This is a genomic window from Pseudomonas sp. TE3895, from assembly GCF_056278855.1.
In genome coordinates this window covers 2,505,639-2,519,220 of sequence record NZ_JBWBQE010000001.1, presented here as the reverse complement: position 1 = coordinate 2,519,220, position 13,582 = coordinate 2,505,639, and the positions used below count along the sequence as shown (strand labels likewise).

Annotated in this window: 7 protein-coding genes; all 7 read right to left on the bottom strand. The window is 61.2% G+C overall.

All coding sequences use genetic code 11. From position 1 onward, the window contains the following. Positions 1-100: 100 nt before the first annotated feature. Complete coding sequence (rfbH, locus tag ACZ889_RS11420) at positions 101-1,423, bottom strand: lipopolysaccharide biosynthesis protein RfbH (RefSeq protein WP_180688647.1); 1,323 nt, start codon at positions 1,421-1,423, stop codon at positions 101-103. After that, positions 1,416-2,492 carry a CDP-glucose 4,6-dehydratase gene (rfbG, locus tag ACZ889_RS11415; protein ID WP_219341978.1) on the bottom strand — a complete coding sequence of 359 codons (1,077 nt, stop codon included), beginning with the start codon at positions 2,490-2,492 and terminating at the stop codon, positions 1,416-1,418. Before rfbG ends, rfbH begins: the two co-directional genes overlap by 8 nt. Beyond that, positions 2,474-3,244: a glucose-1-phosphate cytidylyltransferase gene (gene rfbF / locus ACZ889_RS11410; RefSeq protein ID WP_012051609.1), complete on the bottom strand. Its 771-nt coding sequence runs from the start codon at positions 3,242-3,244 to the stop codon at positions 2,474-2,476. Before rfbF ends, rfbG begins: the two co-directional genes overlap by 19 nt. A gap of 246 nt (positions 3,245-3,490) precedes the next feature. Then, the gene (locus ACZ889_RS11405; RefSeq protein WP_476257382.1) at positions 3,491-6,208 is read right to left on the bottom strand and encodes a glycosyltransferase; all 2,718 of its coding nucleotides are present in this window, start codon (positions 6,206-6,208) and stop codon (positions 3,491-3,493) included. Positions 6,209-6,260: 52 nt separating this feature from the next. After that, entirely contained in the window at positions 6,261-9,839 is a 3,579-nt protein-coding gene (locus tag ACZ889_RS11400) for a glycosyltransferase (RefSeq protein ID WP_180688650.1), read from the bottom strand. Between the two features lie 127 nt (positions 9,840-9,966). After that, positions 9,967-11,532 carry a flagellar hook-associated protein 3 gene (locus ACZ889_RS11395; RefSeq protein WP_180688651.1) on the bottom strand — a complete coding sequence of 522 codons (1,566 nt, stop codon included), beginning with the start codon at positions 11,530-11,532 and terminating at the stop codon, positions 9,967-9,969. A 13-nt stretch (positions 11,533-11,545) separates the two neighbouring features. Continuing rightward, positions 11,546-13,576 (bottom strand): flagellar hook-associated protein FlgK, encoded by a 2,031-nt coding sequence (gene flgK / locus ACZ889_RS11390; protein WP_180688652.1) that lies wholly within the window; start codon positions 13,574-13,576, stop codon positions 11,546-11,548. Positions 13,577-13,582 lie beyond the last annotated feature (6 nt).

Here is a 13,582-nt window from a genome sequence, read left to right as displayed (position 1 = left end):
GAGCTGCATCCTGGATGTGGCAACGACGGGCGTGCGACGCTGGCTCGGGCGAACAACCTGCGGCCGCGCCCAGTAAACCGTTCACACGCGAATACGCCCATCAACGCAGCCTCCGTACATAGGCTTCGATGCTGTCGGCCACATGCTCAAGATGGTCTTCGCCAAGCCCGGGCCACAGACCGACCCAGAAGGTGTCCTTCATGATCTTGTCTGTCACCGTCAGGTCACTGGCTACCCGGTATTGCTGGTCTTTCATGTAGGGCTGTCGGGTAAGGTTGCCAGCGAACAGCAGGCGAGTACCCACCTTCTGCGCATCGAGATGACGCAAAAGATCCAGCCGCTCGACGCCACAACCATCACGCAGCGTCAGCGGGAAGCCGAACCAGGACGGGTCGCTGTTGGGGGTGGCATGTGGCAGGATCAGCTGCTCCACACACCCGGACAAGCGCTCACTGAGCCAGGCAAAGTTACGCTTGCGTGCAGCGATGAAGTCATCCACCCGGTCCATCTGCGCCAACGCACAGGCCGCCTGCATGTCGGTGATCTTGAGGTTGTACCCCAGGTGGGAATAGGTGTACTTGTGGTCGTAACCTTGCGGCAGGTCGCCCAGCTGCCAGCAGAAACGCTTGCTGCAGGTATTGTCTTCACCTGGCCCGCAATAGCAGTCACGCCCCCAGTCACGGAACGATTCGACGATACGCTTGAGCAGCGGAGAATCGGTGAAAACCGCCCCGCCCTCGCCCATGGTGATATGGTGGGCCGGATAGAAGCTGAGCGTACCCAGGTCGCCGAAGCTGCCCACCTGGCGGCCATCATAAGTGGCACCCAGCGCATCGCAGCAGTCCTCGATCAGCCACAAGCCGTAGCGGTCGCACAGTTCTCGCACCACGGCCAGGTTGAACGGGTTACCCAGCGTGTGGGCCAACATGATCGCCTTGGTCCGCGGGCTGATCGCCGCCTCGATCAAGGCCGGGTCGACGTTATACGTACCCATCTCGATATCGACGAAGACCGGCACGGCACCAAATTGCAGGATCGGGTTGACGGTGGTAGGAAAACCCGCTGCCACGCCAATCACCTCGTCCCCCTTGCGAATGGCACGATCCCCCAGACGTGGCGACGTCAAGGCGGAAAACGCCAACAGGTTCGCCGAAGAGCCGGAGTTGGCGGTGAGCACGCCACGCCGCCCCAGGTAACGTGCCAGGCGTTTTTCGAATGCCTGGTTGAAGCGCCCGGTGGTCAACCATCCGTCCAGCACAGCTTCCGTCATGGCTTGTAGTTCGGGTGCACCAATGACTTTGCCAGAGGGCGGAACCGCATGCTGGCCAGGTACAAAACCAGGCGCGGCCAGTTCCAGCTCGGCATAACGGCCAACGAGCTCGGTAATTTGCTGGCGCAACTGCTGCGCCGTTTGATCAGTCATTGAACTCACCTTCGTGTGCCGCTATTTGCGTGCGGCAGTATTGCTGCATGTCTTGGCCATCGCGCCAGGCGCGATGCCATTCAAGGGTGTGACGCAACGATTGCTTCAGGCCCCACTTGGGTCGCCAGCCCAAGCGTTGGCGAGCTCTGGAGGAGTCGAGGGTCAACAAGCCTGCTTCATGGGGCTGCACGTGCGGGTCGACAGACCAACCCGCTTCGCCTGGCCACAACTGCGCCATGGCATGGACCAACTCACCCACGGTTGCCGTCCCACCGCTGTCAGGGCCGAAATTCCAGGCCTCTGCCACGTCCTGACCACGCTCGATCAACGCCTGGGCCAGCAGCAGGTAGCCCTCAAGCGGGTCGAGTACGTGCTGCCACGGGCGCACGGCATCGGGATAGCGCAAGGTCACCGACTCCCCGGCTTCCCAGGCGCGCAGGATATCGGGCAGCAACCGGTCTGCTGACCAGTCACCGCCACCGATCACGTTGCCCGCACGCGCGGTCGCAAGCGCCACACCGCGCTCGCGCAGGAACGACTCGCGCCACGATGCACAAAGCAGCTCGACGCACGCCTTGCTGCTGCTGTAGGGGTCATGCCCCCCCAAGGCATCCTGCTCACGGTATGGCCATTGCCACTCGCGGTTCTCGTAGCATTTATCGCTGGTGACCACCAGCACGGCACGCACCGTGTCGCACTGCCGTACCGCTTCAAGCAGGTTGAGCGTGCCGGTAACATTGGTGGCGTACGTTTGCGCCGGGCTGCGATAGGATTCGCGCACCAGCGGCTGCGCGGCCAGGTGCAAGACAACCTCTGGGCGAAATGCCGCAACGCTGCGCAGCAATCGGTCAGCATCACGAATATCGGCAAACTCGCCAGCCACGCACTCGGCTAGCCGGGCGCTGTCATAAAGCGAGGGCGCGGTATCGGGGGCCAGGGAGTAGCCATACACTTCGGCGCCCATCTCGCGCAGGCAAAGGGCTAGCCAGCCGCCTTTGAAGCCGCTGTGCCCTGTCAGAAAAACCCGACGCCCCGACCAGAAGCTACGGCTCATGACCAGATGCGCCATTGTGCTTCATCGGCCTTCCAGCGCTCTTCCAGGTAACTGCGATCGCGCAGCGTGTCCATGGCCTGCCAGAAGCCACGGTGCACGTGGGTCATCAGCTGGCCATCCTGCGCCAGGGCACGCATGGGCTCGTATTCCCATGTGGTGGCGTCGCCCTCGATGTAGTCGAAGATCCCAGGTTCGAGCACGAAGAAGCCGCCATTGATCCAGCCACCGTCGCCCAGTGGCTTTTCCTGGAAGCCATGCACCTGCTCGCCCCGCACATCCAGCGCACCGTAACGCCCGGGCGGCTGAACGGCAGTCACGGTCGCCAGCTTGCCATGGCGGTTGTGGAAATCGATCAGGGCTGGCAGGTCCACATCGGCAACGCCGTCGCCGTAAGTCAGGCAGAAGGTTTCGTCGCCAACGTAATCGCGTACCCGCTTGAGGCGCCCGCCAGTTGCCGTATTCTCGCCAGTGTCCACCAGCGTGACTCGCCAAGGCTCGGCATGACGGTTGTGGATATGCATCTGGTTTTCCGACATGTCGAAGGTGACATCTGACATGTGCAGGAAATAGTTCGCGAAGTACTCCTTGATCACATAGCCCTTGTAACCGAGGCAAATCACGAAATCGTTGATCCCGTGGTGGGAGTAGATTTTCATGATGTGCCAAATGATGGGCTTGCCACCAATTTCGATCATCGGTTTCGGGCGCAGATGCGACTCTTCACTGATACGGGTACCCAGGCCACCGGCCAGGATGACTGCTTTCATTGTCGACACACCTTGACAGGCTGACGCCCATAGCGGGCTGACAAAATACTGACCAATTCAGTACGTTGCCGTTATCTAGCAAAAAGATTGCCAATCAGCCTGAGTGGGCAAGGTAAATGCGGGTGCAGCGGGATGTATGGCTCAAGCGTGGAGCCGGCCTTGATCGGCCCGGCTCGCGGGTATTGTCGAAACAGGCAGGACAGGGCTGCATGCGAGCTTGCAGCCCTGTCAATAATCCGCCTCGGCCTATCCGACCTGTTCCAGCCAGCCCAAGGTCGACGCAGCCTGCTCGCTGAAGGCAGCGGGCCAGCGATCAAGCAACGCCTGCGCCAACGCATGATCCGCTTCAGGCAGGGCGCTGAGCAGCAGCCTGGCCTGCGGCGTCCACACCACCAATTGCCCGGCCTCGACAACGGCCCGGCACAGATCGATATCGGCACCTTGAGCAACCTGCAAACCCGCGCAATGCTCGAACACATCCTTACTCACCATCAGGCAGTCGGCGCTGACCGCCTGACAACCGCGCACTGCCAATGGCCATCTGGCTTCAGCACAGGCTTGCGGCTTCAGGCCCTGCCAGGGCGAAGCCACCTGCGGCCCCTGCAGCAAGGTATAACCTGCATGCAGAAGAGCAGCATCCCCCCCCTCGAGGCAGGCACCTACCACACCCACTTCCGGGCGCTGAGCCTCATTAAGCAGTACCTCGATCCAGGCAGGGGTAATGACCTGACTGCGCTCAGACACCAGCACCAGATAAGCCCCTCGTGCCTGGCTCGCCGCCAGGTTCAGCCATTGGCTGCGCGACTCGCCCGGCTGACCGACCAGAACATGCACCTTGCCGGCGAACTGCTGCAGCGCCGCAACCTCATGCTCGGCACACACCACCAGCACTTCATAGCGTGGGTAACGGGTACGCTGCAGCACGCTCCGCAGGCAAGCCTGCAGCTGCGAGGCATCGCCTTCACTCGCGACGAGCACGCTTACCAACGGCGTGGACGAATGGCGGTAGTCGATAGACAACCCTTCATTTGCCTGTATCTTCACCTGCGCGCGATAACCCAATTGCGTCAGATGTCGGCCAACCACTTTGGCGGCTGCCTCATCCAGTACACTACCGCCCTGCTGTCCGATCACCAGATAGTCGGCCATGTGCGCCAGGCTGCTCAAGCCCTGGGCCTCCACCAGACGCAGCAGCAGGTCGAGCTCCAGCGCCTCTGGGCAGGTTTCACTGTACCCTCCCAGATCCAGTACCGTCTGGCGACGCACCAGCCAATGCCGCGACATCAACCCTGGCTGGCTGCGCAGCAGATCGAGGTCTGCACCGGGGCGCTCAACACGGTGCAAACGCCCTTCACTGTCGCGCTGAACTTCATTCGCGGCAATGGCATGGCAGGCCGGCGCATCGACAAGCTCCACCGACAGACGCAACAGGCCGCCGGCAAGCAGCACATCCCCGGCATTCAGCAGCATCAGCCAGGCACTCGGCAACTGTCGCACCGCCTGATTCAGGTGATTCACCCAATTGCTGTCACTGACCTGAATGAAATGCAGCGTGTCGCGCGGGGTGGTGATGGCCGGTGGCTTGCCAGCCTTGAGCACTAGCAGCTTGAAATTGCGTATGCCGCTGGCAAGCAGGCTGTCGAACGTAGCCTGAAGCGCTTGATCGTCGTTTTCAAGATCGAGAACCACGAAGGCGATCTGCTCGGCCGGGTGCTTTGCCAGGTACTGGAGCACGCGCTGGCGCCCAGCCTCATCCGGTGTAGCGGCAGCGATGGCATCGATCACCTGACCCGACGGGGTACCCTGCAAACGGCACTGCTCATGGATACCCGGGATCTGTTCGAGGCGTACAAGCCAATCCGTCAGCTCACGAACATGCGCAGCTTCCACTGCCCTGTCCAGCATGGACAACAGCAGATGGCAGACCTCGCTGTTGAACAGGCTCAACGCCAAGGCCTGCCAATAGCGGTGGCTCAAGCTTTCTGCAGTATCGTTGGGGTGCGCCTGCAACAAGTCACGCTGCTGCACCCAGATCCCTTCCAGCGCACGTTGCTGCTGCGGGCTGGTCGGCCATGCGTGGCAGAGAAACTCAAGCTCGGTCAACCGTGCAAACAGGGCGCCATTGTAATAGGGCAGCTGTACGTCCTGATGTGGCTCGAACAACCGCTCAGGGTCATCGATCACACTGCGCCAGCTGGACGTGAAGATCAACGACGCCGCACTCAGATCGTAGGTGCTGCGCACAAACCGGTTGAGGGCCGTGAAGCCTTGTTCGTCACCACATAGCCGATACAGCTCAGCGTCCCACTGGCGTAGGCCGCGTACCAGCTGAGTCAGGCGCTCTTCACGCTCTACCGGACTGTAGCCGGCGGGCTCATGCTCACTCACCACATCGGTCTGGGCCAGGTGTGCAACCGGCCCTTGAGCCAACACTGCAAGGGACATCGCCACACGCACGGCAGGCGCATCCAGGTTGTCTGGCAAAGCCATCAACACGGCTTGCAAAGTCGACACACGCATGACCGCACGCCAGGCTTGCTGCCCAGACTGGGCGTACTGCAAAAGCCTGGCTGTAGCGGTTTCGGCAAGGGCAGGTGCAAATGCCGAACCTACCCGGTAGTACTCGACCTTGCCACTCGCAGGCCTGTAGCCCAACAACTGGCCTTGCGCAGCCACCACCCCAGGTTGCGCGTGCAGACACGCCGCTGCAGTGTCCAGAGACGAGGCCAGCACGAAGTCGGTATCCAGCGCCAGCACCACATAAGCCGTGGCGAGCCCCGCCAGACATTCCGCGAGGGCCTGAACGAACCCAGCCGAACTCGACCCAGGCGGCAAGTCAAACGCCACACAGGGCACCTGAGCCTGCTGGTAGTAGTGCTGCGCGCGGACGCGGCTGTGCGCCTGATCCTCGCCCAGCAAAACAACGGTCACATCATTGCGCGAGCCGATTGCGGTATCGATCATATTGCACCTGTCCAATTGTCAATCAGGCGCGGGCATCACCCCACGCCAACGTTCAGTCTGCCAACCAGGCGTTGGCCCAATGCTGCAAATGGTGCGGCATCAGCATGTAGTCACGCAGCACTTCCTCGCGCAGCGCATCACCCTGACGGTAACTGGCCTGCGGGTCAGCCAGGTGCATGCGAATCGCGTCCAGCCATTGCTCGGTGGTGTTGTCCTTGACCCGGGTACATGGCAGGTAGCCGGCGTAGGCCTTGGTGTCGCTGCAGATCACCGGGAAACCACACGCACCGTACTCCAGCAAGCGCAGGTTGCTCTTGCAGTCGTTGAACAGGTTCTGCTCCAACGGTGCCAACGCCAGGTCGAGGTTGAGGCTGGCGAGCTTACGCGGGTAGTCCGCCAATTGAACCGCCTTGTGAAACTCTTTCACATAGGGGCGCAAGGGGTCCGGACACATGCCGAAGAAGACCCAGTCAACCTCGTTGGCAAGCGCCTTCACTACCTCTTGCAACAACTCCAGGTCACCACGATGGCTAGTGCCACCCGCCCATCCGACTCGCGGCCGGATACTGGTCTGACGCTGACTGGAAAGGCCAGCCCAAAGCGCGGCGGACAACATGTTGGGCACTACGCGGATGTCCTGATGCATGCTGGATAACGCATCAGCCAGCGGCTCGGTCGAACACACCAAGCGATCACACTGCCCGATGCCTTGGGCCACCAACTCCGCAAGATTGCTGGGCAGGTTGCGGGCATGGTCGTTCTTTTTCGGCGGATCGATGATGTAGTCGTCCAGCTCGTAGATCATCCGCGCGTGCGAAAAGCGTTTGAACTGCGCCATTTCCCTGATGTTGCCCGGCATGTAACGACATTGCAGGATCATCACATCGGGTTTTTCGCGCTCAAGCTCGATAATGCCTGGGGAGACATGGTTGACCCGCCCCTGAATCCAGCCCGCCCGCTCAAGTTCGGTGAATGGCTGGATTACCCGGTAATGCCCTACTGCCGTGGTATTGATCGGCAACGCCAGCACTGACGGCATGGCACGGGCAATGAAGGGGTCCCAGCCACTGCGCAGGCCTGGCTCGAGGTTGAAGTTGGCGAACTTGAGGCTCAGGTTGTCGTTGTAGGCCGGGTCCCGGGCAATGCGGCTCAGCCAACGGTCGTAAGCAACGTCCCGGTCGGCTCTGGCAAGCTCGTCAGCCAGCCCGACAGCAGCAGCACCCGCTAGCCTCATGACGCGAGCAAAGGGTGTCCCCACCGACAGGAAGCCTTTTTCACGCGCACGCAGGCAGAGGTCAACGTCAAACAACGCGACCTGGAAGGCCGAGGTGTCCAGCCCCTCAAGCTCCTCGAACAGTGTCCGGCGAATGAGCAGGCAGTCCAGGCTCAGTGCGCTCCAGTTCTGTACCAGTTGCTGGCGCCCCATGTAACCCTCGGCTGTCAGGAAGCTGCCCGAGAATGGGCTACCTGCTGTACCGCCGCCAAGACCGAGCACCAGGCCGGAAGAAACCAGCTCGCCGTTGCTGCCGCATAGCGCCGGCCCCACCAGGCCGACCTCGGGACGCTGCGCCTGACTCATCAAGGTAGTGAGCCAGCGCGGTTCAAACAGCGCACACTCCGGTGCGAGCAACAGTAAGTAAGCTCCATGAGCATGCTGACTGGCCTGATTGAGGATCGCCGCCCTGCCCTGCGCCTGAACATCGATGACGCGCAACTGGTCACTGCCCAGGCCACGCATCGCCGCCAACCACTCGGTGACAGCCTGCGGCTCGTCGCCATTGGCGATGACCAGCACTTCGAACTGGCTGTATTCGGTGTACTGGAACAGCGACTCGACGCAACGCCTGAGCGCATTCAGGTTGGCCCCTGCGGGGATCAGGATCGAAACACTAGCCTGCTGCTCATGCCGATAGGTCACACGCGTAACCAAGCTGCCGGCAGCCCCCTCAACCAAAGCGTCGACGCCTATGCGACGCAAGTGCGCCTCGACCACGCGCGCCGCCTCAGCCTGCCCTGCCGGCTCGCCCATCCAGTCTGTGTACCCCCACTGGCACTGCACCAGCATCTGCGCGACATGCTCTACCACGTGCAAGCCATGAGCCTCGACCATTCGCCATAGCAGGTCCTGTGGCGCCAGGCTCTCGAACTGGGTGTCGAACCCTTCCAGTGCCAGCAGCGCCGTACGCTTGAATGCCAGGGTACGGCCCACGTAGGGCACGCTGCGCATCAAATCGAGGTTGAAGTCCGGCTTGAAAATCGGGTTGCCGGGTGCCAGGGCTCCAAAGGTATCTTCATCAGTGTACAGGCACATGCTCTCGGCGCGCAGCGCCATACGCTCGGCCATGACGACCAGCGCATGCGGCCGTAGGCGATCACCGGCACGCAACAGCAGCACCCAGTCGGCTACGCGCGTATCTGCCAGCCACTGGTTGAGTTGAGCGTACCCACTACCGCTCAAGGCCAGGTAGTGCACGCCTGGCGCGTCAACCCTGTCGAAGCAATCAGGCACCAGCACCAACACCTGGCTGGCGGCATAGGATTGTGCAGCCAGGCAGTCCAGGGTGGCACGCAGTGCGCTTTCATCGCCCTCGCGACAGGTTACGATCGGAACGATGCCGGGCTGTGCTGGCCACTGTTCGATCCGCTTTGGCAGCAACCGCAACTGCCCGTCAGACAGGTTGCGGCAGGCCAGCCATTCGGCATAGAGCTCGGTGAAGCTGAGTGCGTGAGTGCCTACCTGCTGCGAGAAATTGGCGACCTGGCCGGCATGGAAGCGGCGGATGTCCAACTCCTCCCAGGCCTGGTCGGCCTCAGGGTCGTAAGCCTCCAGCGGCAGGTAACGGACCCAGCCATTGGCCGGCGCCGACTCGCCGGTGCGCGCCGCCAGCATCTGCTGCAGCCATTCGGTTTCATGCCTGTAGGCCTCGGTCATGCTGGAGTGATGACTGAGCCGGCCTGGGTGGATGCGCTCCACACTCAGTATGCGCTCCAGGCTCGCCAGATGCCCGCGGCGCAACAGACATGCATACAAGGCCAGGTCCAGTCGTGCGGCGAACCCCTGGCCACCCTGGACCAGTTGCGGCAGGTACTCCAGCACCTGGGCTCGACGGAACAGCACATGGCTGATACCGCCGAACAGATTCGGGACATTCTCGGCGATGCTGGCCAGCAAGTCCGTACCCACAAGCACGGCACTTTGCGGCGCAATCACGCTGTTGAGCGCACGGGAAGGCAGGAGGATGTCATCAGCAGACCAGAGCAGGCGCTGCCCGATCACCATGCTGAGCTGGGGCCACTGCGTCAGCACTTGTGCTTGCCGGCTGATGCAACTGTCGAGCAACAGGTCGTCATCACACAGAAACTTCACCAACGCCCCGTTGGCCTGCTCCAAGCATGCTTGCAGGTTACGTGCAAAACCCAACCGAACAGGGTTGCGGGTATAGCGCACGGGCACCGCCGTACCCTTGCCGAGCGCCTGGCAGATTGCCTCGATTTCCATACCAGCACTGTCATCGCAAATGACGACTTCCAGGTTGGGGTAGTCTTGGCCAAGCGCACTGACCAAGGTCGCTTGAAAGAAATCGGCATTGAAGGCAGGAATGGCGATGCTGACGAGTGGCTGCTCTGACACGATGACGACCTTGATGGAGGGGCGGTGCGCTTGGGAACAAGCAGGCGTTCAGAAGGGCGAACCGGCCGGTCGTTATCAGCCCTGGCCGGCCTGTCCTTGCGTCATGACGGGCAAATGCCCGCGAACATCAGATGTAATTGACCAGCGAGAGACCGGCAATCTTGGCATACGCCTGCAACGAGGCCTGCAACATGTTGGACTGCATCTGAAGACGAATCATCACCTCGGCCGGATCGCTCTCACGAATCGAGCTCTGGGTCTTGGCGTTTTCGCCACTCAGTGCCTCATTGGTTTCCACCTGTACATCGATCGCCTGGCCACGGCCGCCAATCGACGATATTGAGGAACTGACCTGGTTGGTGGCGCTGGCGATGTTGCCAATCGCCGAGTCCAGCGATGCCAGGAAACTCTGCCTAGCCGCAGGGTCATTATCGACCGGGGTGGCCAGCGCCGCACGCAACTGGCTGATGGTATCGAGGACGTTTTGAGTTTGATGCGTGTCGACCTTGATGCCAAAGCTGTCGCCCGCGCTCGGCGTGTCCGAAAGCGTGAACTCGACCCCCATGGCGGTCGCCGTGTTGCCACTGAGCGTGCCCTTGGAAATCGGTTTGCTGTCGGCGCTCACGGGGGAGGCGTAAAGCTCGAACTCGGTAGCGCTGGTAAACTTCAGTACAGCACCCTCAGGGAATGCGGACTTGTACTTTTGCGCATCGGTGATGGTCGCGCCCGTCACTTGGGCCGACGAGCTGTTGCCTGCACTACGGGTGCCGCTGATTTCATCTGCCTTCGAGCTCAGGCTAAAGACATGACCGGCAATGGCCGCATCAGGGTCGGCTGCATCGCCCTCCTCGAGGGTGATGTCCAGGCGCAGGTCAACACCTCGGAAATTGATCGTAGTGTTCTTGCCATTGGGGTCGAAGGTGCCCCCCTGGCTGGCTTCCAGCGTCACGTCCTTGCCTTCGGCATCGGTGATCTTGAACTGGGTGCTGCTGGTGAACTCGATGGTGTACGGCTCGCCGCTGCGGAAGCGGTCGTTATACGTCGCGCTACCGCTCACCTGGCCATTGGACAAATTGACCCGGCCATCGTCGGTGGCCGGCGACACCAGGCTGGTTTCGCTACGGCTTGTATTGAGCGCTTGCTCGAAGGCATCGTAGCCTGTCTCGTTAGCTGCCAGGGTAAGCATGTCACCGACTTGCAGGTTCAGTTTGCCCTGGTCGCCCTGATAGGTATAAGTACCATCAGCGTTTCGCACATAAGGCGGTGTATCACCTTTGGACCCCGAGAACAGGTACGCACCGCTTTCATCCTTGCTGTTCATCAACGAGAACAGCTGATCCTCCAGCGACGCCAGCTCGGTCGCATTGGCCTTGCGGTCTGCATCGGTGAAACCGGCGTTGCCCGAACTGATGGCCAGCTCATTGACGCGCTGCAGGATGGTGCCAATCGCATTCAGCGTGCTTTCTGCGGTGCCCAGGGCGTTGCGCACATTGGTAACGTTGCGGGTGTACTGGTCGAGCATGTTCTGTTGCTGCTGGAGTTGCAGCAGACGTGCCGCACCTACCGGGTCGTCAGCCCCCCGACGCACCCGAATGCCGTCAGAAGCCTCTTGCCGAGTCTTGTCGAGGTTGGAGAAGCTGCGCTGGTAGTTGGCGCTGTTGCTGTTGTAGAACTGCGAAGTGGAAATGCGCATGGTCTACGCCTCCTTAAAGAGCATTGATCAAGGTGGTGAAGGTTTCTTGTGCCGCCTTGATAATCTGCGACGACGCGGTGTAGTACTGCTGGAACTTGACCAGGTTGCCGACCTCTTCATCGACCGACACGCCGGAAAGGCTGTTGCGGCTGTCCAGCGCAGAACTGTGCAGCGCATTGGTGGCATCACTGTCCATTTCCGCCTGGCCAGCCTTGCCGCCAACGTTTGAAACCAGCTTGGCATAGGCATCGGTAAAGCTGATGCCCTTGCCATTGGCCCCCACTTCAACCGTGGATTTGGTCTGAAGGTCGATCACCGACTGGGCATTGCGGTTATCGGCCGAGCCTGCCCCCGTCAGCGCTACGGTGTAGCTGTCGCCGTTCTGCGGCGCGCCGGAAACGCTCATTTCGAAGGTAAAGCTGCTACCGGTCGCATTGCCGCTGCCATCGACCATCGGCACCGACAGCTGCAGCTTGTTCGCCTGGCCCGGCACGATGGTGCCGCTGCCGATTTCCGTACCCTTGGCGTCGTACAGTTTGTAAGCCTGGGGCGAAGTGGTTTCGTCACCGAACACCAGCTTGACCGGGGTGGAGTTTTTCAGGCCTGCCTGCAGCTGCGAACGCTGCGTGGCGTCGTAGATATCCAGTTGCGAGGTCAGGGTCGGCTGGGTGATCACCCCGGTGCCCTTGTTGCCGGCACCATTGGTGGCCGTCAGTGGTGACGCCAGCGCCAGGCGCTTGGGGTCGGTGAGGACCGTCTCGATATTGGCGGCCGCGTTGCGAGTGGGGGTGATCTTGAAGCTGTCACCAGCACTCAAACCGCCGCCATTGAGCGACAGGGTAAAGCCATCGATGACCGGCGGTGGCGTGTCATTGAGGTCATAACTGCCCATTTCGGTGCCTTCCGGCAACTTGCGCACGCTGTAGCCGGTCGCGCTGGTGAAAGTCACCTGGTAGTCGCTGGTGGTCAGTTTACCGGTGTCCTTGATGCTGACATCCAGGTTACCGGAGCCGATGCTGTTGCCCAGTTTGGCGACGCTACGCTCGCTCATGGCCTTGGCACTGTTGATGTCACCGAACAGGGTGGCGCCAAAATTGCCATCCTTGTCGATACCCTGGGCCAACTGGCTATTGATCTGGTCTGCCACCACCAAGGCCACACGCCCAAGCTCGTTAAGCGCAGGGTCGAGGGTTTCGCTGCGGTAACGGATCAACCCACCCAGCTCGCCTCCGGTAGCGCTGCTGGTGATATCCATCTTGGTCGAGCCACGGTTGAGCACCAGGCTCAAACGGCCCGGGTCGCTCGCCGTAGGCTCCACGCCCACCGTCTGGGTAGTATTACCCAGCACCAGCGCCTGACCGTTCTTGAGGTAGACATCGTAGGTGCCGTCACGCTCGACCACGTCCGTGCCGATCAGCTTGTTCAGTTCACGCACTGCGCCGTCACGCTGGTCCAGCAAGTCGTTGGGCTGGCCGGAAACAGCACCCACGCGGGCGATTTGCTCGTTCAACCCGGCGATGGTCTTGGTCAGGTTGTTGACCTGGTCGGTAATCGCCGTCATGTTGCTGTTGATATTGCTCAACTGCTGATTCAACTGCGACGACAAGGTATTGAAACGCTTGGCCAGAGACTGTGCGCTGGTCAGCAACAGCTGGCGCGAAGCGTCTTCGGTTGGCTTGGCTGCCGCATCCTGCATGGAGGTGAAAAAGCTCTGCAGCGCGGCGGTAATACCGGTATCGCTACTGGACAGCGAGGTATCCAGCGGCGTGATCTGATCCAGGTACGAGGACGCCTCACTGCTCAGCGAGGTGGTCGTGCGCAGCTGGTTCTCGATGAACGCGTTGTACACCCGGCGCACGTCCGCCAGGGTGGTGCCACTGCCGATGAAAACCTGACCGACCTGCTGGCCGCCCTTGGTCTTCTGCACGTTCTGCTGGCGCGAGTAGCTTTCGACATCGGCGTTGGCGATGTTGTTACCGAGGGTGTACATCCCCGATTGCGCGGCACCCAGCCCCGACATACCAATGTTGATCAGACTCGCCATGGTTCC